The organism is Novosphingobium sp. FKTRR1, from assembly GCF_020404405.1.
GTDB lineage: Bacteria > Pseudomonadota > Alphaproteobacteria > Sphingomonadales > Sphingomonadaceae > Novosphingobium.
The window spans coordinates 65385-90850 of the sequence record NZ_JAIZDA010000018.1 but is presented as its reverse complement, the minus strand read 5'-3'; the positions used below and the strand labels follow the sequence as shown (position 1 = coordinate 90850).

33 protein-coding genes, 1 tRNA gene and 1 pseudogene are annotated in these 25466 nt (G+C 64.9%); 27 read left to right on the top strand and 8 right to left on the bottom strand.

Annotated elements, in window-relative coordinates:
• Window positions 1-123: 123 nt before the first annotated feature.
• The 3 genes and pseudogenes from LDN95_RS23335 to LDN95_RS16430 all read left to right on the top strand — a co-directional run.
• A pseudogene (locus tag LDN95_RS23335) lies at window positions 124-204 on the top strand (hypothetical protein); the annotation flags it as partial.
• A 39-nt stretch (window positions 205-243) separates the two neighbouring features.
• The gene (locus LDN95_RS23195; protein WP_255630943.1) at window positions 244-426 is read left to right on the top strand and encodes a hypothetical protein; all 183 of its coding nucleotides are present in this window, start codon (window positions 244-246) and stop codon (window positions 424-426) included.
• Between the two features lie 84 nt (window positions 427-510).
• Entirely contained in the window at window positions 511-900 is a 390-nt protein-coding gene (locus LDN95_RS16430) for a hypothetical protein (RefSeq protein ID WP_226018670.1), read from the top strand.
• A gap of 70 nt (window positions 901-970) precedes the next feature.
• Here the strand turns inward: LDN95_RS16430 and LDN95_RS16425 are convergent, their stop codons facing one another.
• The 6 genes from LDN95_RS16425 to LDN95_RS16400 are packed head-to-tail and all read right to left on the bottom strand — an operon-like array spanning window position 971 to window position 5510.
• Entirely contained in the window at window positions 971-1285 is a 315-nt protein-coding gene (locus LDN95_RS16425; RefSeq protein ID WP_226018669.1) for a hypothetical protein, read from the bottom strand.
• Window positions 1282-1656: a hypothetical protein gene (locus LDN95_RS16420; protein WP_226018668.1), complete on the bottom strand. Its 375-nt coding sequence runs from the start codon at window positions 1654-1656 to the stop codon at window positions 1282-1284. The genes LDN95_RS16425 and LDN95_RS16420 overlap by 4 nt, the downstream gene beginning before the upstream one ends.
• Complete coding sequence (locus tag LDN95_RS16415) at window positions 1656-1916, bottom strand: hypothetical protein (RefSeq protein ID WP_226018667.1); 261 nt, start codon at window positions 1914-1916, stop codon at window positions 1656-1658. The genes LDN95_RS16420 and LDN95_RS16415 overlap by 1 nt, the downstream gene beginning before the upstream one ends.
• Entirely contained in the window at window positions 1913-4003 is a 2091-nt protein-coding gene (locus LDN95_RS16410) for a type IV pilus twitching motility protein PilT (protein WP_226018666.1), read from the bottom strand. The genes LDN95_RS16415 and LDN95_RS16410 overlap by 4 nt, the downstream gene beginning before the upstream one ends.
• Window positions 4000-5259: a hypothetical protein gene (locus LDN95_RS16405; RefSeq protein WP_226018665.1), complete on the bottom strand. Its 1260-nt coding sequence runs from the start codon at window positions 5257-5259 to the stop codon at window positions 4000-4002. The genes LDN95_RS16410 and LDN95_RS16405 overlap by 4 nt, the downstream gene beginning before the upstream one ends.
• Complete coding sequence (locus tag LDN95_RS16400; RefSeq protein WP_255630942.1) at window positions 5259-5510, bottom strand: helix-turn-helix transcriptional regulator; 252 nt, start codon at window positions 5508-5510, stop codon at window positions 5259-5261. Before LDN95_RS16400 ends, LDN95_RS16405 begins: the two co-directional genes overlap by 1 nt.
• A 65-nt stretch (window positions 5511-5575) precedes the next feature.
• Here LDN95_RS16400 and LDN95_RS16395 point away from each other — a divergent pair, with 65 nt between their 5' ends.
• From LDN95_RS16395 to LDN95_RS16295, 21 genes are all read left to right on the top strand, one after another.
• Window positions 5576-5977 (top strand): helix-turn-helix transcriptional regulator, encoded by a 402-nt coding sequence (locus tag LDN95_RS16395; RefSeq protein WP_226018663.1) that lies wholly within the window; start codon window positions 5576-5578, stop codon window positions 5975-5977.
• 85 nt (window positions 5978-6062) lie between these two features.
• Window positions 6063-6509, top strand: coding sequence for a hypothetical protein (locus LDN95_RS16390; RefSeq protein ID WP_226018662.1), 447 nt, complete (start codon window positions 6063-6065; stop codon window positions 6507-6509).
• Entirely contained in the window at window positions 6506-6751 is a 246-nt protein-coding gene (locus LDN95_RS16385) for a hypothetical protein (protein WP_226018661.1), read from the top strand. Before LDN95_RS16390 ends, LDN95_RS16385 begins: the two co-directional genes overlap by 4 nt.
• Window positions 6748-7332, top strand: a complete 585-nt coding sequence (locus LDN95_RS16380; RefSeq protein WP_226018660.1) for a hypothetical protein — start codon at window positions 6748-6750, stop codon at window positions 7330-7332. Before LDN95_RS16385 ends, LDN95_RS16380 begins: the two co-directional genes overlap by 4 nt.
• The gene (locus LDN95_RS16375; protein ID WP_226018659.1) at window positions 7329-7697 is read left to right on the top strand and encodes a hypothetical protein; all 369 of its coding nucleotides are present in this window, start codon (window positions 7329-7331) and stop codon (window positions 7695-7697) included. The genes LDN95_RS16380 and LDN95_RS16375 overlap by 4 nt, the downstream gene beginning before the upstream one ends.
• On the top strand, window positions 7694-7957 hold the full coding sequence (locus LDN95_RS16370) for a hypothetical protein (RefSeq protein ID WP_226018658.1): 264 nt from the start codon (window positions 7694-7696) through the stop codon (window positions 7955-7957). The genes LDN95_RS16375 and LDN95_RS16370 overlap by 4 nt, the downstream gene beginning before the upstream one ends.
• On the top strand, window positions 7954-8343 hold the full coding sequence (locus LDN95_RS16365; RefSeq protein WP_226018657.1) for a hypothetical protein: 390 nt from the start codon (window positions 7954-7956) through the stop codon (window positions 8341-8343). Before LDN95_RS16370 ends, LDN95_RS16365 begins: the two co-directional genes overlap by 4 nt.
• A gap of 2 nt (window positions 8344-8345) precedes the next feature.
• Window positions 8346-8597: a hypothetical protein gene (locus LDN95_RS16360; protein WP_226018656.1), complete on the top strand. Its 252-nt coding sequence runs from the start codon at window positions 8346-8348 to the stop codon at window positions 8595-8597.
• 34 nt (window positions 8598-8631) lie between these two features.
• Window positions 8632-8952 carry a hypothetical protein gene (locus LDN95_RS16355; protein ID WP_226018655.1) on the top strand — a complete coding sequence of 107 codons (321 nt, stop codon included), beginning with the start codon at window positions 8632-8634 and terminating at the stop codon, window positions 8950-8952.
• Window positions 8939-9229 (top strand): hypothetical protein, encoded by a 291-nt coding sequence (locus tag LDN95_RS16350; RefSeq protein ID WP_226018654.1) that lies wholly within the window; start codon window positions 8939-8941, stop codon window positions 9227-9229. The genes LDN95_RS16355 and LDN95_RS16350 overlap by 14 nt, the downstream gene beginning before the upstream one ends.
• Before the next feature lie 52 nt (window positions 9230-9281).
• A complete protein-coding gene (locus LDN95_RS16345; protein WP_370631704.1) occupies window positions 9282-9653 on the top strand; it encodes a DUF4326 domain-containing protein in 372 nt (123 codons plus the stop codon).
• 169 nt (window positions 9654-9822) lie between these two features.
• Complete coding sequence (locus LDN95_RS16340; RefSeq protein ID WP_226018652.1) at window positions 9823-10389, top strand: hypothetical protein; 567 nt, start codon at window positions 9823-9825, stop codon at window positions 10387-10389.
• Between the two features lie 16 nt (window positions 10390-10405).
• Window positions 10406-10753, top strand: a complete 348-nt coding sequence (locus tag LDN95_RS16335) for a hypothetical protein (protein WP_226018651.1) — start codon at window positions 10406-10408, stop codon at window positions 10751-10753.
• A gap of 17 nt (window positions 10754-10770) precedes the next feature.
• On the top strand, window positions 10771-11115 hold the full coding sequence (locus LDN95_RS16330; RefSeq protein WP_226018650.1) for a hypothetical protein: 345 nt from the start codon (window positions 10771-10773) through the stop codon (window positions 11113-11115).
• On the top strand, window positions 11112-11864 hold the full coding sequence (locus tag LDN95_RS16325) for a hypothetical protein (RefSeq protein WP_226018649.1): 753 nt from the start codon (window positions 11112-11114) through the stop codon (window positions 11862-11864). The genes LDN95_RS16330 and LDN95_RS16325 overlap by 4 nt, the downstream gene beginning before the upstream one ends.
• Window positions 11833-12135 carry a hypothetical protein gene (locus LDN95_RS16320; RefSeq protein WP_226018648.1) on the top strand — a complete coding sequence of 101 codons (303 nt, stop codon included), beginning with the start codon at window positions 11833-11835 and terminating at the stop codon, window positions 12133-12135. The genes LDN95_RS16325 and LDN95_RS16320 overlap by 32 nt, the downstream gene beginning before the upstream one ends.
• Window positions 12132-12521: a hypothetical protein gene (locus tag LDN95_RS16315; RefSeq protein ID WP_226018647.1), complete on the top strand. Its 390-nt coding sequence runs from the start codon at window positions 12132-12134 to the stop codon at window positions 12519-12521. The genes LDN95_RS16320 and LDN95_RS16315 overlap by 4 nt, the downstream gene beginning before the upstream one ends.
• A 26-nt stretch (window positions 12522-12547) precedes the next feature.
• Window positions 12548-12967: a winged helix-turn-helix domain-containing protein gene (locus tag LDN95_RS16310; RefSeq protein WP_226018646.1), complete on the top strand. Its 420-nt coding sequence runs from the start codon at window positions 12548-12550 to the stop codon at window positions 12965-12967.
• Window positions 12940-13248, top strand: coding sequence for a hypothetical protein (locus tag LDN95_RS16305; RefSeq protein WP_226018645.1), 309 nt, complete (start codon window positions 12940-12942; stop codon window positions 13246-13248). The genes LDN95_RS16310 and LDN95_RS16305 overlap by 28 nt, the downstream gene beginning before the upstream one ends.
• Window positions 13249-13332: 84 nt before the next feature.
• The gene (locus LDN95_RS16300) at window positions 13333-13443 is read left to right on the top strand and encodes a GapR family DNA-binding domain-containing protein (protein WP_226018644.1); all 111 of its coding nucleotides are present in this window, start codon (window positions 13333-13335) and stop codon (window positions 13441-13443) included.
• Window positions 13444-13448: 5 nt separating this feature from the next.
• The gene (locus LDN95_RS16295; protein WP_226018643.1) at window positions 13449-13634 is read left to right on the top strand and encodes a hypothetical protein; all 186 of its coding nucleotides are present in this window, start codon (window positions 13449-13451) and stop codon (window positions 13632-13634) included.
• Window positions 13635-13721: 87 nt separating this feature from the next.
• On the opposite strand, the gene LDN95_RS16290 is transcribed toward LDN95_RS16295, so the two are convergent.
• On the bottom strand, window positions 13722-14057 hold the full coding sequence (locus tag LDN95_RS16290) for a hypothetical protein (protein ID WP_226018642.1): 336 nt from the start codon (window positions 14055-14057) through the stop codon (window positions 13722-13724).
• Between the two features lie 93 nt (window positions 14058-14150).
• On the opposite strand from LDN95_RS16290, the gene LDN95_RS16285 reads away from it, so the two are divergent.
• Window positions 14151-15515, top strand: coding sequence for a hypothetical protein (locus LDN95_RS16285; RefSeq protein WP_226018641.1), 1365 nt, complete (start codon window positions 14151-14153; stop codon window positions 15513-15515).
• A gap of 75 nt (window positions 15516-15590) precedes the next feature.
• Here LDN95_RS16285 and LDN95_RS16280 read toward each other — a convergent pair.
• Window positions 15591-15664: transfer RNA gene (locus tag LDN95_RS16280), tRNA-Gly, on the bottom strand.
• A 577-nt stretch (window positions 15665-16241) separates the two neighbouring features.
• Between LDN95_RS16280 and LDN95_RS16275 the strand changes: the two genes are divergently transcribed.
• Both LDN95_RS16275 and LDN95_RS16270 read left to right on the top strand, forming a co-directional pair.
• Window positions 16242-17927, top strand: coding sequence for a POTRA domain-containing protein (locus LDN95_RS16275; RefSeq protein WP_226018640.1), 1686 nt, complete (start codon window positions 16242-16244; stop codon window positions 17925-17927).
• A gap of 26 nt (window positions 17928-17953) precedes the next feature.
• Window positions 17954-25465, top strand: a complete 7512-nt coding sequence (locus LDN95_RS16270) for an MBG domain-containing protein (protein ID WP_226018639.1) — start codon at window positions 17954-17956, stop codon at window positions 25463-25465.
• The last annotated feature ends 1 nt before the right edge of the window (window position 25466 follow it).

The following is a 25466-nucleotide window of genomic DNA, read 5'->3' as shown; positions in this document are numbered from 1 at the left end:
CCAGCAAGGCGCAGGCGGCCGCCGACTGGATGCACGCCCAGCAGCCCCAGCCTGAGGAGATCGCCGCATGATCCGCGCCCCGAAAATTTGCGGTGGAAGTCACATTAGGGCTGGACTGTCAGGATATATTGCGAAATCGGCGCGGCTTTCGTCGGCGCGCGCCTCGGCATCGTCGACGAACACATCGACAACCACGCCGCCTATCTCGCCAGCTGGCTCGCCGCGCTCAAGAACGACAAGCGGATGATCTTCAAAGCCGCCACGCTCGCCCAGGCCGCCGCAGACATGGTGCTGGCCAACGCCGAAGTCCTCGCCGCACCCGAAGTCGCCAGCGAAGCGGAAGATGCACCGCAGCCCGCCTCGCTGCCTGTCATGGCCCCCCGCGCACCGGCTCCGCAGCCCGCTGTCCAGCTGGCCCTGTTCTGACCGCCCATCGTGCCGCCGGGTCCGGGAACGGGTCCGGCGGCCAGATGGGCGGCCATCCTGCCACCCTCAACCGGAGTCCGAACCATGATGACCGAACCCGATGCCGCAATGCTTGCCGCCTTGCAGTCATTTGCCGATCGCAACGGCCGCCGCTGGAAGGAAACGCTTTCGACCTTGTGGGGCAATGGCCGCGATTACTACGAGCCCGAGGGCAACCAGCTGCACCAGGTGCGCAACAATCTCGGTCCGCAATGGCTCTACAGCAAGGCCTGCACAATCAAGCCCGCGCCGAAGGCCCCTCGCACGCAAAAGCCCTGTCCGATCCGCGCGGCCGTCATTCCGGCCGCCCTGGCCGAGCGTGATCGCCAGATCCTGCAGCTGCGCCTCGCCAGCCCGAACCGCAAAGCCACTGGCCAGCACGACGTGGACGGCCTCACCCTGTTTGACATCGCTCGCCAGCCCAAGCTGCTCTAGCGTGCGCCGCAGCCGCAGAAACAGGCCCCGCGCGCACCTGCGCCGGGGCCGTTTTCATGGCGCCAGTGCATCAGACGCGCACCGCGACTGCAACTTGGCGCAGCCCTTCATTGAGTTTTGCCCCGGCACCGCTGAGCAAAAGCGTGCCGAATACTTCCTCGCCAGCCTCGGTCAACACATAGGCATTGGCATTGGCCAGCTTCCTGAACAGGCCGCGCCTTTGCAGCCACAAGAGCGGCGTTGAGTATCCGAACAGAACAAGCTCATCATCGTCGACGCCATACTTAAGCATGGCGGTGCGGTAGCCGCGCCCTTGCACAACGATCTTGTCGGGATAGGACCCGGCAAGCCAGATATACTCTCTCTGTCGCTGGCTTAAATTCATGCTCGCATCTCCAGCACCGCGCCCCACTGATCCGCACACGCCGCCGCTAGCCCCTCAAAGGTCCGCGAGCGCAGGCGCGCCCGCTCCAGATCGGCCCAGCGCGCTTCGTGGCGGCCACAGGCACGCCTGCCGCCGATGTAAAGCCAGCGCACACCAGAATTGCACAGGATGGTGCAGGGCGGATGCATCACGCACAGCAAGTCCCACCCGTCATTCAGGTGCGCCAGCAAGTCGCCGCGAATGTGCCGGTTGCTGGCATCGTCCGCCGCCTCGATGTCGCAAGACCAGGCGTCAAATCCCCGCGCCAGAAACGCCCGCCGCATCACGCCCGATCGCTCGCAGCCAATCAGCACGCGTGGCCTATCCGCCATCACCCCGCGCTGCCATCGCGCGCCGCTTCAGCCAGCACCACCGCCGCCTGCGCCTCTAGCAGCGCGTTAGGATAGCGATCGGGCGCAGCATAAGAGAACGAGGCACATCGCCCATTAGCATCATGGATGGTAAAGCACACCCCGATCATGTCCGGCCCGCCATAGGCGGCAAGCTGGTCCTGGAAGAAGTCGAGCGCCTCGCGCTGCACGTCGGCCACCAGCTCAAGCCCGTCCCGTATGGCCAAGACCGTCGCGCTCACTTGTCCTTGTCCTTGCGCCGTGCCCTCGCTGCCGCCACCGCCGCTTGGTGACCCATCAGGGCGGCATCGCGCGCGATTGCCACTTGCTCCGACAGGTCGACCAGATCGAGGAACGCCGCGAGCGGAATCAGCGTGCACGCGCCTTGCCACCCGCCGATCTTGGGTATCTTGCCCTTGATTGCGGGCATCTGACCCGCCTCGTGGCCCTCCTTGTCGCGCACCACATGCACCAGGCGTGAAAGCGCGTCCGGCCAGCGGCCCTGATTGAATTCGGTCGCCTTGTAGATTTTTGCCATCCCCTCGTGCGTCGGCCCCGCAATGCAAAGATAGCCTGTGCCAAGATCGGTCATTTCGATCACGCCCGCTTTGCTCGCCGCATGGTCCGGCTTCAGGTTGCACAGTCGCATGCCGTGGGCAGCCAACTGGGTGCGGGCCTGCGCCCATCCGCTCTCATCATCGACACCCAGCGCAATGATCCCGCGCTCGATCCACTGTCCCACAGTTTGCTGCACCATCCCGCCGGTCGATGGCAGATGGCTGGACAGCAGCGCCGCCATGGCCCGTTCAGGATGGTCGATGTTCTCGGTGCGCAACGTGCCGATCAGCGGCACAATCGCCGCCACCAGTTCGCCCACCCGCGCCGGGGTCAGCGAGCTGGTCCCCGCCTCGCTCGCCGCATCCGGCTCCCGGTCAAACAGCGCCAGATCCGCGCAGGCCAGCGCAGTGGCATAACAGTCGCGCTCGCGCCCGCTGCTACCCCGCCGCGCCATCTCGTTTTCATAGGCTTTCAGCGTCGCGGCATAACGCGGCCATTGCTCGGCAAGCCGCCTGTGCAGCTTCGGTCCGATCGCACCAAACCATTCCGGGCATTCATAAGCGCGCGAAGGGTCAAGCCGAACACCGATTTCCGCGATGATGATGCGGTTCCGCTCCTGTGGTCGCATTTTCGGCGGCAAGACGCTCGAACCCTGAAAGCTTGAATACAACTCGGTCTTCACCGCTTTTTGGTCGGCGCTGGATCGCAGCTTGCCGCCACCGTCAAAGCTGCGCAGCATCAGGTTGTACATCCGCTTGATGTAACCGGGATCGTCTTCCTTGCCTTCCAGCTCGTCCAGCAGCACCGCGATGCGCGCTTTGCCCATCTCAGCCGTGATGCCCGCTTCGCTCGGATCTTCGGGGGAGATAAACCAGCCTTCGCCGATCAGGTCTTTCAGCCGTGCCAGCAGCGTTGATTTGCCCTGCTGCGTCGGCCCGGTCACCAGCAGCGCCGGACGGCGAAACAGCGCGCCGCACAATTTGGCGCTCATCGCCCAGCCAAATATCAGCCAGGCATAAATATCCACCCGTTCTGTCGGATCGTCCGGATCGCCGCCCAGCGTAACATGCGTCGGCCCTTTCCAGTTCCACCCACCCCGGTTGATATGGTCCAGGCAGTCCCACACTTCCGCCAGCGTGGCCGCCTCGTTCGCCGGTCGCTCGATCTCGTTGTCGAGCGGGAAGATAAGCCGCTCATAAAGCCCCGGTCGCCGGGTATAGACCGGGCGAGGGACAGCAGCTTGCCCCGATGGCTGGCCCGATCGCGCAGCCTCGCCTGCGATCACCAGCGCATCACCGCAATGCAGCACCAGCGCACCCTTGCGGCTCGCATGGCTGCCACGCTGGCGCTCGGCATCGTCGATGCTGATCCGCCCCTTGGCCTTACACGCGTGGATCACTGCCCGCTGCGCCCGGTCCTGGTTGAACTTGTTGCGCACCGGCTCGCCGTTGGCGTTGAGCATGGGAAAGCGCTCATCGAGCCATCCCGCACTGAACAGCGAATAAAGCATCGACTTGTCCAGCTTCGGCGCCACCTTGCGCAACTGGCACAGATCGTCGAGCAGATAGAGCGTTTCGCCGTTCACTCCCAAAGGAACCGCCGGGCAATCCGGCCCCAATCCACCGCCGCCCTTATCTCCCATGTCGTCAGGATCGGGTGACGATGCAGCATTGTTCGCGTCTTTCCGCGCTCCGCCACGGCGCGCCGCCACCTTCTCGCGCAGATCGGGCAGGGTCTGCGGGCCTTCGGTTCCCTCCGCTTGATCGCTCATGCTTCACGTGCCCGCGCCATCGCTTCATCGCTGAAGTCCTTGAACCCCGGCGACGGCCACACCGCGCGCACGAAATCGGGGTCATCACGTCGCATCTGATGCGCCGCCACCGCCGCTTCAAAGCTGGCTATCGCCGCCTCATTGGCGCTGTCGTCGCGATCGGCAAGAAAACAGATGCCACCGGCCTGCGGCGGCAGCCACACATTGGCCAAGTTTGCCAGGCTGACCGCCGCGCCGATCCACGCGTCAGGATGCCGCACCGCGTAATTCAGCGCGTCCTCGATGCCTTCTGCAAAGTGCGGCACTGTGCCCGCCGGAACGTCTTTCAGCCTTGCACCGCTTGCCCCTTTGCGCAGCGGAATATAGCCGCCCACATCGTGATACTTGCCCAACGTCGCCTTGTGGCTCTTGATCTTGCCCCGCAGGCCAAGGTTGGAAGCCCCGCAAATCTCGGGCGCGCCGTGCGTCACATGGATCTCGCCGTCTTCGTCAACGTCCTCCACCTCGGGCCGCAGCACCTTCGCCTGCACCACGCGCCCGCTCTTGCTCGCATGGTCCCATCGCGAAATGTCCAGATAGGTCCGATGGCACGCCACGATCGCCCCGTCCGGGCCAAACACCGCCGCCAGCATCGCCGGATAGCCTTTCCAATCGGGATAATGGGATCGGATCGGGCAGCCCACGTCGGGCCGGTATCGCAGCGCCCCCGGCCATGCGCCCAGCGCGCGCCACCCCGGCACCCGGTATTGCAGATACGCTTCCGCTGGCGTGCCATGCACCGAAACCGCCCCATGCCACAGCGCCTGCGCCCGGCTACGCTTCTTGGCCTCCGCCGCCGTGGTTTCGGCCTGCGCCCTGGCCGCGCGCGCCTCGGCCTCGCGGGCAAAGCGCGCGGCTTCCTCCGGCGTCACGCCTACCAGCCCCTCGCTGGCCCGCAGCGCCTTGATCGCCTCGCCAAAGTTGCCCGCGTGTTTCTTGGCAATGACCAGGTCCAGCATCTGCCCGCTGCGCCCCGGCTCGCCTTCCTGCAATTTGAATGCGGTCCAGAACCCGCGCATCGGCCCGTCACGGTTGATTTTCATCGATTGGCCGGACTCGCCGTTCAGACTGCCCACTTCCCAGAACCGCCCGGCACGCCTCGCGCCGGGCAGCAGCGCCGGGACCAGACTGTCCACCCGCTCGTTCAGCCGACGCCGCAGCTCGGCCAACTCGGCCGCGCGCGCCGCCTTCTGCTCCGGCGTCGGCTCGTATGCCATCACGCGGCGCTCTTGATTTCGGGATAGAACGCATCAGCGCCGATCGCGCCGTCGGTAAATTCGCGCACGCGCGGCATGTAGCGCGAATGCGGGCGGCGCTTGCCGGTCTCCCACGCGTGCCACACCTGCCGCGTGGTGCCCACGCCTTTCGCGCAATCCGCCAGTGTCAGTCCCCGCGCCATGCGCCAGGCCCGCAGCGGGTGAACAGCTTTGCCATTTTCAAGGCAGTGTGATGGGGTTTCCGGTCTCATACCGAGACATGTAATCGGAACGATAACACGTTGACAAGGCCCTGCCATCGATTACCCATCTATCCATGCGCAGCGCTGTTATCCATCTTGTGCCCATGGATCAGGCACCCAACCGCATTCGGCAAATCCGCATGGCCAAAAAGATGTCGCAGCAAGCGCTGGCCGATAAAGTGGGCGTGTCCAAGGTGACGATCAGCTCGCTCGAAGTCGGGCGGATGCAGTTGTCCCTGGATTACATGCGCCGCATTGCCCGCGTGTTTGAGCTGACTCCCGTGGATTTGCTGCTCGAAGACGATCAGAACGCCTTCTTGCGTGAAGAGGAGATGGAGCTGATCCGCGCCTATCGCGCCGCCGGCGCTTTGCAGCGCGAAATCATCCAGCGCGTCGCCGAACAACGCCCGACTGTTGACCTGCGGCAGGATGATAGCGAAGGGCAATCGGGCGACCCGCAGGCAAGGGTAGCTTAGGTCATTATCGAAACGATAACATTATGACTTGACGGTGTAATCGTTTCGATTACATATTGCCCCCGTTCACCGAACGGAGGTTATCATGCCCCAAACATATTCCGCCGAAATCGTGCCGCTCCGGCGGCGCGCGGCCGCTTCACCCGCCCAGCCTGATCATGCCGAACAAGCACCGCCAAATGCCCCCTTGGCCCTTGAACTCGGCCAGCGCGGCCAGTTCTGCGGCGTGATGTATGTCGCGCGTCAGATGCGGCTCCAAGCGGTTGATTTGCGCACCGTGGTCACTCACATCCGCGCGCACATCACCGCATCGGGCTTCCCGCAGCCGGTCACGTCGCGGCTGCGGCACGGCCTGCCTGCCACTGGTGCTGCCGCCGTCACACCCAAAAGCGAATGGCTTCGCGCTGCCGTCGACGCATGGGTAGCCCAGCGCGCCAGCGGCTCGATCGGCGGCTACCTTGGCAGTAACCCTGATCGTGTGGCCCATATCGAAGCCACGCTGCAAGCGCGCTTCCGTGGTCAACGCGCATGAACGCGCGCCGATCATATCCGCCCGCCACACCGTGGACCGTCGGTGACCTGATCGGCGCATCCTTGGCCGCGAGCTTCATGCTGGCCGCCGCCACGCTGCTGTGCTGGCTCACCGCGCCGAAGATCGCGCCAGAGATCGCCGATGCAGCCATGCCGCCCGCGCGCGCCGGTGAACCGCACTATTGCTTCCGCGCCGATCCGCCGCCGTGCCTCACAACGGTAAAGCCGGAAGCGGCGCGATGAGCGCGCCGCTCCTGTCCGATTTGCGCTCACCACCCGTGGTTGGCCGTTTCTACATGGTGCCTGTTATCCGTGATTTTTACTGGCATGGCATCAAACACGATTGGCCTGTGCTGGGGCCGATGCACACTGACGTTGATCATTTCAACTTCCCGTATCCGCATTACCACGTGGACATTCGCTTTTTGACCAAGGCCCTGATGCGCCGCGTCGCGAGTAAGTGGGGGTATGCTTCTGTTGCCGACGATCTGGTGGCAAGGGCCGCTTCGGTCGCGACCTGCTATCCCTTGATGAAAGTTATGTTTCCTTTGCCTGCGCACGCGCCACTGCCACTGGGGCGTCCACCGCTGGCCCGGAAATTTTGCAGCACATCGGTGGTCCCGTTCACTTTGCAGGACCGTAAACCGTTTCCGGCCTTGCGCGCGGCCTATCCCGATCCGGCCCCGGCGATCCGGCGCATGGATGGCCGCCTGCTCTGCCCGCACCGCAAGGTCGATTTGTCCACGTTCGCGCCCGATGCCGCTGGCGTCGTCACATGCCCGGTGCATGGCCTGCGCGTTCAATGCGGGATCGCGGTGGCATGAATGTAGCCCCCCCCATCGTGGCTGCCGAACTGGCCTGCACTTGCCCCGGCTGTGGCGCAGCCTTCGCGCCCGGCGGGCGCGGGCTGGGCAAGACATTCTGCTCGCCCCCCTGCCGCAAGCGCTTCCATGCTGCCTCGCAGATGGACGGCGCGGTGCTGGCTCCGCTGGTCAAGGCCTGGATCAGGACGCGCCATGCCAAGCCTGACACCCGCGCTGCCGAAATCTGCCGCTTCGCCCGCCAGCAACTTACCGAAATCGCGGGAGTGCAGTTTGGGCGCGATGCCGATGCCGGTCGCGATCCCGTCACCTTCGTCGGCACCCTGATGGACAGTGGCACCCGCTATATTGATCGGACCCGCAAGTGATTGATGGCGCACCCACGCGCGATCAGGCCCGCGCATGGATGGCCCACGCGTTGGCTGGTGCACAGTTGCGCATCGAGCGCCTACTTAATGAGCGCAAGTACCTGATGCGTCACTTGCGAGGCGCCAGACGCACTGCCGACATTGCCGCGCTGCGTGCAAACGAACTGGCGGCAGAGGTTGCCACGATCGAGGCGCGGCTTCGGACAGTCGACGCCGAACTCATCGCCCTTAGTCCGGCCCCGGCAAGGATCAGGTCATGAACACCCAGCTTCCGCACCCCGGATCGTCCAACCACTGGGATGGCGTCGGTTCTACGCCAATAAGTGGGCCAACGGTCGAGGACGCGGAAAGTACGGGGGCAGAGAGCGCATGCTCTGCCCCCGTACCAGCCACCTACGCACTGGTCCGCGCGATGGAAGATGTGATGGCCAAGCGCCACGAACAGATCTTCAAGTTCGGCCACACCCCCGTCGCTGACCTCGCCAAACCGCTGCGCGCCTTCGCGCTCGACCTCGAAGGCGAAGCGCGCGGCGTGCTCGACGATGTCCAGTTTCGCAAACCGGTCGACCGCATCCGCCGCCGCCTGGTCAAACTCGCCGCGCTGGCGCTGGCCACCATCGACCGCATCGACAATGAAGGGAACTAAGGATGCCATCCGAACACAATCACTATACCATCCACATAGCTCCCGGCGTCGAAACCCGCGAATTGTACTTGCGGCTTGCCGCGCAGGATGAAGCCGAATGCGGCGATAGCCTTTACCCCAATGGTATCCCGGCTGATCGCCCTCGCACTTGGGCCGACCGCGCCACGGTGCGCGCCTGCGCCCTGCTACTGCTGGTCGAAGTCCTCGCCATCGGCGCCTTCATCCTGATCCAGTTGGCCAACCTCAATGGCTGACACTCTTTCCCACAAGCCAACCAAGGAGATTTTCATGGCTGATACTACCGCGACCGATCCATGGATCGGAAAATATGTCGTTGTTCGCACCCGTGACGCAGGCGTGCATGCTGGCATTCTAAAGTCCCGCAACGCACGCGAATGCGAACTGACCGAAAGCCGCCGCCTCTGGTATTGGAAGGTCGCGGAAAACGGTGCCTTTCTTTCCGGCGTGGCAACCAATGGCCTGGACTACAAGGCCAGCAAGATCGGCGCGCCGATCGACGTGCTGCTTACGGAAAACTGCGAAATCATCGCCTGCTCGGAAAAGGCTGCGCAATCGATCGCGCAGGCACCTACCCATGAGCCGCGCTAATGCTTCCGGCGACGGCGACGGCGACGGCTCCGGCTACGGCTCCGGCGACGGCTACGGCTCCGGCTACGGCGACGGCGACGGCTACGGCTCCGGCTCCGGCTACGGCTCCGGCTACGGCTCCGGCGACGGCGACGGCGACGGCTACGGCTCCGGCTACGGCGACGGCGACGGCTACGGCTCCGGCTCCGGCTACGGCTCCGGCTACGGCTACGGCGACGGCTCCGGCTACGGCTACGGCTCCGGCTACGGCTACGGCGACGGCTCCGGCTCCGGCTGAGCCGTCTCGGATCGAGGGGGCTTCGGCCCCCTCGATCAACCCTTCGCGCACCATGGTAATGAAGCGCATTCAACGATCACGGCGTAAAGGATGGCAGTCGCCGCCAGGCGTAATTTATGTCGGCCGTCCGACGATGTGGGGCAATCCATTTCAGGCGATGCGCTGGGGCCACGCCAAAAGCGTGATCGTGCACGATCAATGGTTGCAGGGTCGCGTCGGCGCGATGACGCTCGAAGGCATGGGCTTCTGCCCGGCAGAGATCGAGGCCATCGAGCGTCTGCGCATCCGCGTACTCACCAATCTGCACCGGCTTGCCGATCATGATCTTGCCTGCTGGTGCCCCTGCACCAGCGCGTGGTGCCATGCCGAAACGCTACTGCGGCTCGCACCGGCCTATGCCGAGTACGAACAATGCGCAGCGTGAAAGATCCATCATGGAAGCCCACCACCTGCGCCGACTGTGGCGAAGCATGGCCCAGCTACTCGCTGACCGGCCCTACCGGCCCTTGGCGCTGCCTGTCGTGCAACACCGCCGCCGCTGCCAACGCGCCACCTGCCGCTCGTTCTGAACCTGTTGAAGGAGCCCGTTTGCTATGAGTACATGGTTCATAGACTTGCGCATTGATGCGGCGGCGCAGGCAGATGAATATCGCCGTCGCCGCGCCGCCACGCCGGAACTCTTTGGCAACGGCGCCGACGGTGCGATGGACGGCACCAACCCGATAACTGGCCCCGTGCCGCTGATCGTTTTCTCGCCCGATCAACGGCAGGGCTGGCTTTTGTGGTGCATCCACAAATGGCCATGGCCGCTGCAGTACTGGTACTGCTTTGGCAAGGCGTGGGACAGCCGGGGCGAACGCACCGACGAACTGCTGATGATCGACGTGCGAGATATCCCGGCCCGCTATCACGGCCGATTGAAGCTCGACACCAAGACCACCTGGCACAAGAACGCCCGCAAGATCATCGGGTGCGCTCTTGCCGATGGCTACGATCTGGCCGCCCATGCCGCCAATGCACAGGCCGTCACCATCGCCAAAGCCGAACAGCAGCGGGCAACGTACATCCAGCGCGCCGAAACCGGCCTGTGCACACATTGCGGCAAGCTTCCCGCCACCATCGATGGCGAATGCGAACCCTGCTCTGAAATTCCCTTTTGATCGGAAGGAACCCGTTGTGAGTTTCACTCATATCGAAGCCAAAATCTTAGCCGAAATCGGCGATGAACGCCTGCGCCAGATTTTGGACGAAGGCTACGATCGCGCGCACGATGATGCGCATGTGTACGGCGAATTGGCCCGCCACGCCGCCGTGCTGGCGATCTACGCTACACTGCCCGAACTGGATCGCACGCACGCCGCCACCTTCGGCCCGATGCACTATGGCGCGCAGATGCTGTGGCCGTGGGCCGATTATCAATTCCGGTTGAGCACGCGCCGCCGCGATCTGGTCAAGGCCGCCGCGCTGATCTTCGCCGAAATCGAACGGCTTGATCGCGCCGAACTGGCGAGGGACGCGGCATGACCAGCACTCCACCTGTGATGGTCGATGCCGACCACTACACGATGCCAGCCCACGGATGGACCTGCTTCCATTGCGGCGAGACGTTCAAGACTCCCGGCGGTGCGCGCGACCACTTCGGGTTCGATCCTGCCAGCGATCCTGCCTGCCAGATCAAGCTGGGCGCAGAGCGTTCACTTTTGCGTGCCCTTCGCAGCCTTGAGCATGAACACCAGCTCCTCGTGGTTCAGTTGCATAACGAGGGGTCCGACGCTCTTCGCGCATGGGCCGCAGCAATGGCGCGCCATAGTCAGCAGATCAGGCTCGCAGAAGAACACGGTTACGAACGAGGGCTGGCTGATGGCCGAAAGAAGACCGGCCAATGACCGCCCCCAACCGCTCCACCGCTGTCATGCAGCGCCGCGCCACCACCGCGCCCGATGAACTGGACTATTTCCCCACGCCGCCATGGGCCACGCGCGCGCTCTGCCGCTTCCTGTCCGATGAAGGCGGTGAACCGGTGGAAGTGCAGCGCGCGTGGGAACCGGCCTGCGGCGAAGGCCACATGGTCCGCCCGCTGCGCGAATATTTCGCCGACGTCCACGCGTCCGATGTGCATCCCTACACACCCGGACAGGCGCACTGCGACTTCCTGATCGACCTGCCCGGCCTGCCCGTGGCCGATTGGATCATCACCAACCCGCCGTTCAATATTGGTGACCAGTTCGCGCAAACCGCCATGGCACGCGCCCGGCGCGGCGTGGCGCTGTTTGTGCGCAGCGCCTTCGCCGAAGGGGCAGAGCGCTATCGCAGCCTGTTCACCGAAGCCGCCCGGCCAACGTGGGAACTGGCGTTCTGCGAACGCGTGGTGCTGCTCAAAGGTCGCCTGATCCGCTCCGGCGCGCCCGATCCGTTCAACCTGGACGAACACGGCAAGCCCAAGAAAGCCAGCAGCGCCACCAGCTACAGTTGGCTGATCTGGCAAATCGGTCGCCACGATACCCGCAAACGCTGGATCGCCCCGGCTCACGCACCGCGCTCGAACGCCCCGGCGATTATCCCGACTACAGCCACCTGTTTGGCACCACCGAAGGATCACTGCTGTGAACCACCCCGCCACCCGCGCCATGCTTGATAGTGGTGCGCTCTCCGAACGCGATCTGGCCATCGCTGCCGCCGAAAGCCTGTCACTCGCCACCGCCGATCTGCTGCGCTTCGCGCGCGAAGGCGAGGCAGAGGATGGTCAGGCGTTCTCGGCCGACATTGTGGCAAGCATGGCCGACGCGCTCGCCACCATGTGCATTCTCGAACAGACCCGCGCCTGCGAGGTTGATGACGGCGATGCCGACGCGCTCGCTCAACTCGCCGCTGCCCTCCACAAATTCAGTCAGGACTTCGGGCAATGAGCAAGGAAATACATACCGATCCACGCGATACCATGCGCGCCGCTCTGCTGGCTGCCATGCCCGCGCTGGAAGCCATGCCGGGCAAATCCGTTGACCATCTCGTGGCAGCCGCATGCGCTGCTTACGGACGCCACCAGACGGGCGAAGCCTACGGCCTGCCGCCTTATGAACCAGCCACTTGCGGCACAGCCCACCTTCTGGCCGAGCGCACCTTGCGCTTGCTGGACAAGGGCACTCCTTTCGATGCGCTGCCGAACGGCGACGCAATCACAACCCTGTCGGAATTGGTCGAACAGGCCGGTGTCCAGTTTGCCCGCGAGTGGCTGGCGCGCGATGCCAAGGCATATCCCGATAATGGCGATCCTGCCAGCGATCTACCCTTCTGATGCTGGGCACCCTCAACTTTGGCGCGGTGATCGGCCAGGCCAATCGGCGACGCATCCTCGAATGGTTCCTCGCGCACCCCGGCGGCACCAACCGCGAATGCAGCAAGGCGCTTGGCATCAGTGAGACGGCGGTCGGCCGCCACGTGAAGAAAATCCGGCTGCTTTGGCCGGTCGACTCTGCGCCGGGCGGCACCCGGCCCAATCCTGAAAGGTCAACCATGAACGAAGTTTCCAGCACGTCCGATCAGCGCACAGTCAACAACGTGATGCGCCACGGCTATCGCGTGCTTTCCGATGAGGAAAAGGCGTCGATGCAGCAGATCAAGGACAACGGCCTGGTCCTGCACGAGATCTTCACCGCCCTTGGTGGCAGCCGCGAACTCTCGATTGCCAAGACCAAGCTTGAAGAAGCCGTCATGTGGGCGGTCAAGCACATCACCGCTTAAGCAGCCGATCAGGAGATTATCTCATGCCTGTAATGTCGATAAAGTTTGCCGGACGCGGTGATGATACCCTTTGGCCCGATCTTGATCGGACTACCGTCATCCACACGAAAGATGCGATTTCACTCGGCGTGCTCGATGGCGGCATGACCAGCGGTTCACCCAGCGTGGCGTTGCGCATCGATCTTCCCGATGGCCGCACAGTCATCGCCGAAACCAGCGCCAAGCTGTTTGTCGGCCATGGTCGCCTGATTGCTGGTCGCTACCCAAACCTTCTTGATTGAATAAACCCCGCCCAAGCGGGTCGCACGGGGCGGATCAACACTTGGTCCGCCCCACCCCACTGTCAAACTGAAAAGGACTGCCCCATGGCCGATGCTGCCGACGACCGCCTGCGCCTGCGCAAAATGAAGCCCGACGATCGCCGCGAAATGGAAGCGGTGCTGGAAACCTACAAGAACGCGCTGGGGCTAGAGTAGGGGACATGGGAGAGATTTGCACAAAACCCATCGAACTCGCCAGCGGCGAAACATGGTCGAACGAAACCGATGATGATGCCATCATCTTCACGGCTGCCCACAGCCACAATGATATACTGCGCTACGTCGTCAAAGATATCGGGGCGGACGCACTGGTTCTTGTGCGCGAACTTGTTGGGGATGCCGGTTGATAACCCCGCGCAAGCCCAGCTGCGGGCGCGATCCCGCAGATGGGCCGGGCACCTGCTGGTTCTGGTGGGAGCTATGACCGGCCAAGGTCAAGGATTGCTACGCGCGCCATCACGCGGCGGGCGGATCACATGAAACTTGGCAAGGCCCATCACCACCGCCCATGAAACCATCCGCACAGCTTGATATGTTCCCAAATCTTTGAGCACGAAATGCAGCACACTCGCCCAGGCCATGCCTCCAATGTGTGAATTGATCACCCACCAAGCCATAGCCACAATGACCCATAGCCGCATCACACCGAACGAAGTCAGCGCACCGCCACGTCCATTCTGTGGCTCCATGACCTCGCACCAGCCCTTGATCATTCCCGCCAAGGCGAAGAAGATAAGATCGTTGTCAGGGTTGAACGGCTCGTCATCCATTACCTTCACCCTGCATTGACGCGTCCCAGCTCGGCCAGCATACCACGCGCCTCTGCTTTGTCTCCCTGATCGTTGAAACAGGAGAACAGCCCCATGCCTAAACCCACCCCCGAGCTGCGCCGCGCCCGCCTCGCCGCCAGCGCCATCAAGGGCCTCACAGTCAAGCCCGGAGCGCAAGGCAAGCTGCTCTGGTATTGGGAGCCGAACCGCGCCGAAAAGGCCGCAGGCTGGAAACCCCTGGCCTTCGGGGCAGACAAGCGCGCTGCCCAGTCCGGGGCCGAAACCCGCAATGCCGAAGTCGCCGCATGGCGCCGGGGTGAAGACCCGGTTCCTGCCCGCTCTTCGACTGGCTCGGAAGGGGCAGGGCACTCTTCGGACGCAAATACGCCTAAGCTCGCGCCACCCCCGGCGAAACACCGCGCCTTCGAAACCATCGGCGAACACGCCGCGCGCTATCGCACGCAGTATCTCGTCCACATGTCTGCCGGTCACCAGCGCACCGCTGGCAGCAATCTCAAGCTCATTTGCGACGTGTTCGGTGATCTGTTGCCGTCGGACATTCAGCCCCACCACATCACCAATTGGACCGATTCGCTGCGCGGCCGTGGGGACTTCACGGCAAAGGGTCGGCAGGTCAGCGATACCACGGCGCACAACCGGCTGCGCACCTTCCGCGCGCTGCTCGCATGGATCAAGAACCCGCACGAGAAGTTCGGCCAGCCCAAGGGCCGCAACCAGATTTGGGAGGCTGATGATCGCGCGGCCTTCATCGCTGCCGCCAACGATCTCGGCTATCCCAATATGGCGCTTGCCATGCGCCTCGCGTTCTACACCGGCCAGCGCACGCAAAGCCTGCTCGCCTTCACCGAGGCGCAGTTGACCGAGATGAAGCATATCCTTGATCCGCAGGACCGTGCGTTCTTTGCAGAGCCAGACGCCAAGGGCATTGGCAGGGTCTGGGGCTGGGAATTCATTCAGGCCAAAAGCGAACGCGCTGACAGCCCGGTCCACATGCACATCCCGTTCGAGCCGGACCTCTTGGCCGATGTACGCGCCGCGATCGCGCGCAACCGCGCCATCGATCGAGCACCAAAGGCCGATGGCGCAAGCCCCCGCCTGCTCACCCACGTGCTGGTCAACGAGACACCGGGAAAGCCCGGCGGCGAACCATGGCTCTATCGCCACTTCAACCGGCGCTGGAACGAGATCAAGGATCACGCCATCAAATGCACCGGGCGAGTCGGCATGGACCAGCTCGTGTGGCACGACTTCCGCCGCAGCCGCGTGGTGGAACTGAAGCGGCAGGGCTTCAGCCATGATCGAATCGCCACGCTTACGGGCCACCAGCCCGACAGCGTGAACGCCATCATGAAGATCTACGGTCCGGTCGACAGCAACATGACGGTATCCCTCCTCGCCGCCAGCGCCGAACAAGCGCGCCAGCGCAAGAAGGCCTGAACCGCAGAGTCAGAATTCTGACTCTGCCAGAGTCAGAACAACCGTCCGAATACGTCATTAAGTATCTGAAAACATTGGAGCGGGTGAAGGGAATCGAACCCTCGTATTCAGCTTGGGAAGCTGCTGCTCTACCATTGAGCTACACCCGCAAACCCGCAGAAAACCTTGGTTTCAAAGCAGGATGCCTTGGACGGCGGCGGACTGGATGTCCATCATCGCGCCAACGCCTGACGCGATTGGCATAGGTTCGGGCGGTTGGTCAACAACGGTTCGCGAATTTTCGTGCCCGTCGCGCAGCGTGGCCGGTTGGCCGGGGCTGCGACCCGCGCGGCCGCGATGGGTTTCACGGCCAAGACCTGAAAATCCGGGCGCCGAACCATGCTGGCAGCACAGATCCCGTCAAGAATCCGCCACATGTCATTATTGTGATCTGCATCACATATATCGATATTTAAAATAAAAGAATCGCTTGATGATTCGAATGGATAACATAGAGTAAGAGATACATAGAAAATCTAAATCTCGGTCGCGCCGATTTGCCAGACATGGTTCGTCATGTTCTGGTCACCAAGGGATGCGCGGCTTGTTGGTCAATTTCAGCCTTCTTATTCTGGTAGTTGTATTCGGTCTGCCCCAATTGTGTGCGGGCAGGTGGCCGGTTTGACCGCACAATCGGCCTATCCTGCATCGTATATACGGTCATGCGCCGTTGTGGCTTGTGCCATCGTGGCAGGACTTGGCGTACCAGTGCAGGCGCAAGTGCAGCCACCGCTGCCGTCCCAGCCACCTGCGCCGATCACGGTGACACCGCGCGATCTCCTGCCCAGGACGCAGCAACCGCAAGGTTCGGTCGATCTGCCAAGCGGCGGCGCTGTCCGCGCGCCTGCGGGTGCGGAACGGTTGCACGTGATTGTCGGCGGGTTTGATCTGATCGGCGGATTTCCTGCCATGGCGCGAGCGAGCACCGCGATCGTTGCGCCGCTGGTCGGCCGCGATGCGACTTTGGCCGATATCTATGCCGCAGCTTCGGCGATCGAAGCCGCCTATGCGCGGCGCGGGTACGTGCTGGCGCGGGTATCGGTACCACCTCAGGACATAACGTCCGGCGGCAAAGTGCGGCTGGTTATCACCGATGGCTTTGTCGAGGATATCGATCTGGCGGGCGTACCCGCGCCGGTGCGTGGGGCGGTGGCGGCAAGCCTCAACCGATTGCGGGGGCAGCGCCAACTCCGCCTTGCACAGATCGAGCGCGCCTTGCTGCTGGCGGGCGACGCGCCGGGGCTGGCATTGCGCTCGACGCTGGCCACCGGCGCGCAGGCAGGCGGCACGCGACTGATCGTCGAAGGGCAGTTCCGCCGTGCCGGACTGATGGTCTCGGCCCGAAATGATTTCGCGCCGTCGCTGGGCACATGGGGCCATTCCGAACAGTTCGTGCTCAACGCGCCGTTGCAGATGGGTGAGGCGTTCTACGCCTTCGTGTCCGGTGATCGCGATGTGGCGCATCTGTTCGGGCGGTCGGCGCGGGTGCGGGTGGCGGGCGGCGGAGTGCTGTGGCGGCTGGCGGGCGGCGCGATGACGCTCAACCCCGAGGTGACGTTCTCGCGCACGCGGCCCGATCCGGTGCCCGGCGCCCCCAAGACCGTCGGTGTGCTCAAGCGCTACAGTCTGCGCACCGGCTATGTGCTGACGCGGCGGCGCCTGCGGGCTGCGACGGCGAGCCTTGCGGTCGAGGCGAGCGATGTGGCCAACCGCGCGCCCGACTTTGACGTAGTGCTCAGCCGCGACCACTATCTGACGCTGCGGGCAGGCGTGCAGGGCAGTTGGAACCGGCCGGACGGGCGGACGATCGCACTGTCTTTGCAGGCGAGCCGGGGGCTGGCGCCGCTTGGCCATCGACCGATGGGCGGTGCCGGTACGAATGCCGTACCAGTGTCGCGCGAGGCGGCAACCTTTGGCTTTACCCGGATCGAAGGCAGCGCCTCGGCAACGCTGCCGTTGGGGCAGCGCGGACGGCTGAATGTGCGCGCGCGCGGCCAGTCAACGTTGGGTGAGCCGGTGTTCCGCACCGAACAGTTCGCGCTGGAAGGCGAAGGCGCCATCACCGCCTTCGTCGGGGGGGTCAGCGCGGTGGATGAAGGGGCAGTGGCGCGGGCCGAACTGGGCACGGCGCGGGCACTGGGGCCGCTGACCGTGGCGCCCTATCTGTTTCTTGCAGGGGGCCTTGGCCGCATCGACCGGCCGAGCGCGGCGGAACCGGCGCACCTGCGCGTGGCCGCGATCGGCGGGGGCGCAAGGGCGCAACTGGGGCGCACAGGCCCGACGCTTTCTGCCGAATTTGCCGAAGCTTTTTCCGATTTTTCGCCGCTCGATCGGGTGCGGCGGGTCAGCATTTCGCTGGGGTTTTCCATCTGATTAGCATTTGAACCGGGGGATTTATCATGGGTTCGGTCCGTCTTGATCGTCGTTTGCGTCTTGCGTTGCTGGCCACCAGTGTGCTGGGCGGGGTTGTGGGTGCCACTGGTGCGCAGGCGCAGGCGCTGCCCACGGGGGGCAGTGTCAGCGCGGGCAGCGCCAGCATTTCGGCGCCCTCTGCAGGCACGCTGACCGTCACCCAGACCAGCGCGCGCGCGGTGGTTGACTGGAGCAGCTTTTCGGTCGGCGGCGGCGGCAAGGTCAGCTTTGTCCAGCCCGGCGTCACCAGTGCCACGCTCAACCGTGTCACCGGGCTGACGACCTCGACCATCGCCGGGTCGATCGTGGCCAATGGCGCGGTCTATCTGGTCAACCCCAACGGCATCGCGATCACCTCGACCGGCTCGGTCCAGACCGGCGGCGGCTTCGTCGCCTCGACGCTCGACATCGCCAACGCCGATTTCGTGGCGGGCAAGGCGAAGTTCACCGGCAAGGGCGCCTCGGCGTCGGTCAGCAATGCCGGGGCGATCACGACCGGCTCGGGCGGCTATGTCGCGCTGCTGGGCGGCAGCGTCGGCAATGCCGGGACGATCGTGGCGCCGCTGGGCAAAGTCGGGCTGGGTTCGGGCGAGAGCATCGCGCTCGACCTCAACGGCGGGGCGTTCCTGCAGGTGGCGGTGCCTTCGAGCGTGGCCGGATCGGGCGCGCTGGTGGCGAGCAGCGGCAGCATCAGCGCCAGCGGCGGGCAGGTGATCCTGTCGGCGGCGACGGCCAAGGATCTGGTGCGCAATGTCGTCAACCTGACCGGCGCGATCAACGCCGACAGCGCGAGCGGCAACGGTGGCAGCATCCGGCTGCTGGGCGGGGCGGGCGGCACGGTAACCGCCAGCGGCGCCATCAGCGCGCGCGCGACGGGCACCAGCGGCGACGGCGGCTTTGTCGAAACCTCGGGCGCGCACGTGGCGGCCACGGGCCTGAGCGTGAACACCGGTTCGGCCAAAGGCAAGACCGGCACCTGGCTGATCGACCCGACCGACTATGTGATCGCGGCGAGCGGCGGGGACATCACCGGCGCGGCGCTGGGCACCAATCTGGCGACGACGTCGGTGACGATCACCTCGGGCGGGGCGACCGGCACCAATGGCGATGTGCTGGTCAACGATGCGGTGAGCTGGGCGAGCGGCAACACGCTGACGCTCTCGGCGTTCCGCACCGTGGCGGTGAACAAGGCGATTTCGGCGACCGGGGCCAATGCGGGTCTGGTGCTGCGCGCCGACAACACCGGCACCGGCACCGGCACGGTCACGTTCGGCAGCGGCATCACCGCCAAGCTGACCGGCGCGGGCTCGACGGCCAAGATCTATTACAACCCGACAACCTTCGGCACGGCGGTGGCGTTCCCGGCCGTCACAGCAGCGGGCAAAGTGACCGCCTACGAACTGGTCAACACCGCCGCCAAGCTGCAGGCGATCAACACCAACCTCACCGACAACTACGCCCTCTCCAAGAACATCGACGCCTCCACCATCGCCAACTTCGTCCCGCTGGGGACCGATGCCGCGGGCAATGTGCTGAACAGCAATGTCGGCTTTGCCGGTAACTTCGACGGGCAAGGCTTCACCATCGACAAGCTGAAGATCAGCCGGTCGAGCGTCAATGCGGTCGGCCTGTTCGGACAGGTCGGGGGCGATGGCAAGAACACGATCGCCAACCTGAACCTGACCAACGTGAACATTCTGGGCGGAACGTCCTATGTTGGCGGACTGATCGGCTACAACTCGGACTACAACACCGGCAATGGCGCGCAAATGAGCAACGTCAGCGTCACCGGGACGGTCACCTCCTCGGGCATCAGCAATTCGGTGGGCGGACTGGTCGGCTATTCGGTCAGTTCAAAGATCAGCAACGCCACCACCGCCGTGACGCTGAGCGCAGGGCCGGGTAACTACATCGGCGGGCTTGTCGGGCGCCTGCAGACCGGAGCGGTGCTGAACTCCACGGCGTCAGGTTCGGTGACCACCAGCGCGGTGGCGGGCTATACCGCAGCGCAAGTCGGCGGTCTGGTCGGCTATAGCGTGGATTCGGCGATCACCGGATCGAAGGCGACCGGCGCGGTGTCGACCAGCCTGTTGACCGGCAACTATGTCGGCGGTCTGGTCGGGCAATTCACCTGCTCCAGCAACCCTTGTGCAGCCGGCACGACGATCAGCGGATCTTCGGCCACCGGCACCGTCACGGTCGGCAACGGCAGCGTCTATATAGGTGGGCTCGTTGGTCTGGACGATGCCATCGGCACCTCCATCACCGGCTCGACCGCCAGCGGCAACGTGCTGGTCGGCACGGCGGCGGCACCTTTGCAGGCGAGCTTCGTCGGCGGACTGGTGGGCTCGAGCAATGGTGCCAGCATCGCATCGAGCAGCGCGATCGGCTCGGTCACGACGGGGGACAACAGCAGCTATATCGGCGGGCTGGTCGGGGGCGTCGATCTGAACGGCGTGACGCCAACCATCACCAACAGCTTTGCCACCGGCGCGGTCATGGTCGGCGCCAGCGCCAACTACATTGGCGGATTGGTGGGTAATAGCGCGGCCGCGCTGAACACCACGTATGCCACCGGCACCGTCACCGCCGGAGCCAACAGCCTTCGCGTCGGCGGTCTGGTGGGCGCAGGATCCGGCTCGATCGCAACCAGCTATGCCACCGGCGCGGTGACGACGGGGGCTAATGCGGCCAGCGTCGGCGGGCTGGTCGGCAACTTCGACGGGACCGGCGGGGCGACGCTGACCGGCCTCTATGCCAAGGGCGCGGTCACCACGGGCAACGATTCCTACGATGTCGGCGGGCTGATCGGCTATGACTACGGGGCCAGCCTCAACAACCTCTATGCCACGGGCAACGTTACGACTGGCAGTACCGGCAGCGGATATTACAATATTGGTGGTCTGGTCGGCCGTCTGTACTTGTACAACGCCAACCTGACCGTAAGCGGCAGCACGGCGTCGGGCAGTGTCACGGCGGGTGACAACTATGGTTCGGTCGGCGGGTTGATCGGCAACATCAGCAGCAACGGCTTTACCGTGGCGGTCACCGGATCGAGCGCGACCGGCGCGGTCAAGGCGGGCAACAACGCCAATTCGATCGGCGGCCTGATCGGGACGGGCAACGACACGTCGCTGACCAATTCGTTCGCCAAGGGAACGGTCACCGTCGGCAACAACGCGTACTACGTCGGTGGACTGGCCGGACAGACCAACCTGAACATCGCCAGCAGCTATGCCAACGGTGCCGTCGTCGGCGGCAACAGCGTAGCCTATGTCGGCGGTCTGGTAGGCTGGTACGGGCCGGGCTCGATCTCGCTCTCCAACACCATCGCCAGTGTCACCGTGGGTGCCAACAGCAGCTATGTCGGCGGGCTGGTCGGCAACTTTACGGGGAACAGCGCGGGCGGCAGCACCTTGACCGGATCGAACGCCATCGGCGCGGTTTCGGGCGGCAATGGCACGCAGCATATCGGCGGTCTGGTTGGCTATGCCAGCGATGTCTCGATCGACCAATCGTTTGCCAAGGGCGCGGTCACCGCAGGCAACGATGCCAACAACGTGGGCGGGCTGGTCGGCTACTTCGACAACGCCAACCTGACCAACAGCTATGCCACTGGGCTGGTGACGACGGGCACGAACGCGACCTCGGTGGGTGGTCTGGCCGGCTATGTCAGCGGCAGTCTGGTCAGCGGCAGCTATGCGCAGGGCAATGTCGTGAGCGGGCTGGAAAGCGGCGTCAATGGCGGCATCGGCGGGTTGATCGGCAAGCTGGACAACACCGATGTCGACAATGCCAGCGCCATCGGCGCGGTGACCGGCAGCGGCAACGTGGGCGGGCTGATCGGCAGCGCCACGGGTGGCAGCCTGACCAACAGCAAGGCCAGCGGCGCGGCAACCCAGATCGGGCAGGCGGGCAACACCTATTCCAACATCGGCGGGCTGATCGGCGCGAACGGCATGTCGGTCCTGAACGGATCGGCCACCGGCGCGGTTACCACTTCAACCACCCCGACAGCGGTCAACTCTGTCGGCGGGCTGATCGGCTACAACAGCGGGATCATCCAGAACAGCTTTGCCACCGGCAAAGTCACCGGCGGCGCCAATACCACCAATGTTGGCGGGCTGATCGGTTACAACACCGGCACCGGCCTGTTCCAGTCGTCGGCTGCGGGCGCGGTCAGCGGCGGCAGCTATGTTGGCGGGCTGGTCGGTCAGCTGGCAGGCGGCACGATCAACCAGTCGAGCGCAGCCGGTGCGGTAACGGGCGCCGGCAACAATATCGGCGGTCTGGCAGGTTCTACCTCGGACGGCACCACCGGATCGTCGGCCAGCGGCGCGGTGACGGCGGCCAATGGCGCGCAGTACGTGGGCGGGCTGATCGGCTATTCGGGTGGTTGGGTCACCCAGTCCAGCGCAACCGGCGCGGTGACATCGGGCTCCGGCAGCAACTTCGTTGGCGGGTTGATCGGCAGCCAGGTGGCCGGAACCAGCAGCCAGTTGCGCGCCACCGGCAATGTCACCGTCGGCACCGGCAGCACCAACGTCGGCGGGCTCGCCGGTGGCAGCGGCGTGGCAATCGTGCAGGCGCGCGCCAGCGGCAACGTGCTGGTCGGCACGGCGGCGGTGGGCGGAACCGGTTCGTACATCGGCGGGCTGATCGGTTCGCAGAACGGCTCGCTGACCCAGGCCTATGCCACCGGTTCGGTGACGGCGACCGGATCGGGCAGCCAATATGTCGGCGGCCTGTCCGGCTATGCCAACAATTCGATCACCACGGCCTATGCCGCGGGCACGGTGAAGGCCGGGGCGCAAGCGTTGTATGTCGGCGGACTGGTGGGCGAAATCGACTACAATTCGGTCTATCAGGCGTATGCGCTGGGCAACGTCAGCGCGAGCGATGCCTCCAACGGGATCGGCGGGCTGGTCGGGCGCAGCTATGGCACACGCTTCAACCAGACTTATTCGGTCGGGCTGGTCACCGGCGGCGTGGGCACCCTCGCGGTCGGCGGGCTGATCGGCTCGGCCGAAGCGGGGACAACGATCACCCGGTCGGTGTGGAACAAGACCACCTCGGGCCAGAGCGCGATGTGCGGGGTGGCGGTTGCCAGTTGTGTCGCCACTGCCGGGCTGACCACCGCGCAGATGACCGACTTCAACAGTTATGCCACCACGTATGCGGGCTGGAACTTCACCAGCACCTGGTCGCCGCCGTCGCAAGTCGGGCAGGCCGGACAGACCGCCGCGTTCTACCCGCAGCTTTACGCGCTGACCCCCGTGGTCGTCGCCAACCCGACCAGCGCCACGCGGACCTATGGCGCGGCCAACCCGGCCTTTGGCGGAACCATCGTGGCAGGCGGGCCAACACCTTTCGTGTTCGACACGCCGGGCGATACCTTGCCGGTGGCCAACCTGTTCAGCACCACGGCGGTCGGCACTTCGGGCGTGGGCAGCTATGCCATCGGTCGCAACACCGCCGCCATCTCGACGTTGGGCGTCGGTTACCGGGTGATCGTGCCCACCGCCGCCACGCTGACGATCACGCCGGCGCCGGTCACGGTGACGTATGCCGCCAACACCGCAAGCCGGACCTATGGCTCGGCCGATCCGGTCTATACCGGCACGGTCACCGCCACCGGGTTGCAGAACAGCGATACGCTGGCGACGATCACCAGCGGCACGGCCAGCTTCACCACCAGCGCGCTCATCACATCGGGCGTGGGGCAGTACGCGATCAACGGTGCGGGGTTGAGCGCCAACAGCGCCAACTACAGTTTCACCTTCGCACAGGCAGCGGGCAACGCCACGGCGCTTAGCGTGACGGCGCGTCCGCTGGCGATCGTCTATGTCGCCGATGCGGCCACGCGCCTGTATGGTTCGGCCAACCCGACGCTGACCGGCTCGGTCACGGCGGTTGGTCTTGCCAACGGCGATAGCCTTGGCGCTGTCGCCACGGGCACCGCGGTGTTCGCCAGCGCCGCCAGTGGCGCCAGCAACGTCGGCAAGTATGCGGTTACCGGCAGCGGCCTGACCGGGGCGAGCGCGAACTACACCATCAGCTTTGCGCAAAGCGTCAGCAACGCCACGGCGCTGTCGGTCACTCCGGCCCCGTTGACGGTGACGTACTCCGCCACGGCGGCCAGCCGGGCCTATGGCGCGGCGAACCCGGCGCTGTCCGGCACGATTGCCGCAACCGGTCTGGTCAACGGCCAGACGCTGGCCAGCGTCAGCACCGGCACTGCCGCCTTCACCACCACCGCCGACACCACCTCGAACGTGGGCAAGTACGCGGTGAGCGGCGCGGGGCTTGCCGGTAACAGCAGCAACTACGCCTTCAGCTTCGTGCAGGCGGCGGGCAACGCCACGGCGCTGACGATCAATCCTGCGGCGGTCACCGTCACGTATGCGGCCACCGCCGCCAGCCGGAACTATGGTGCGGCAAACCCGGCATTGACGGGGACGGTCAGCGCTGCGGGTCTGGTCAACGGGGCGACGCTGGCGACGATCACCAGCGGCACGGCGGCCTTCACCACCACCGCCGACACGACCTCGAACGTGGGCAAATACGCCATTACCGGAGCGGGCCTGACCACGATCAGCAATGCCAACTACACTGTCACGTATGCTCAGGCAGCGGGCAACACGACGGCGCTCTCGGTCACGGCGGCGCCGGTCACGGTGACCTATACCGCCACCGCCGCCACTCGCCTTTACGGTGCAGCCAACCCGGCATTGACGGGGACGGTCAGCGCTGCGGGTCTGGTCAACGGCGCTACGCTGGCAACCGTGACCACCGGCACGGCGGCATGGAGCACCCCTGCCACCGCGACGTCGGTGGTGGGCAAGTATGCCATCAACGGTAGCGGGCTTGCGGGCAACAGCACCAACTACACCTTCAGCTTCGTGCAGGCGGCAGGCAATGCCACGGCGCTGACGGTGAACCCCGCTGCGGTAACGGTGACTTATACCGCCACCGCCGCCAGCCGCGTCTATGGTGCGGCCAACCCGGCGCTGACCGGCGCGGTCGCGGCCACTGGCTTGGTCAATGGCGATACTTTGGCGACCGTCACCTCGGGCACGGCGGCTTTCACCACCGCAGCCACCGTGACCTCGAACGTGGCCAAATACGGCATTACCGGCGCAGGGCTGAGCACCATCAGCAATGCCAACTACACCGTCACCTATGCGCAGGCGGCCACCAACGCCACGGCGCTCAGCGTCATCGCCCGGCCGTTGACGCTGACACCGAACCAGTTGGTCCGCGCGCTCGGTGCGGCCAACCCTGTTACCGGGACCGCCACCGCGACGGCGGCGACGGCCACCACCGGTCTGGTCAATGGCGATACGGTCACCAGCATCGCGGTCAGCTCGCCCGCCACGGCGGCCTCGCCGGTCGGCACATATGCGCTCAATGGTGCGAACGCGGTGTTCGGAACCGGCCTTGCCACCAACTACGCGATCACCTTCGTCTCGAACCCGACCGGGCTGAAGGTGCAATAAG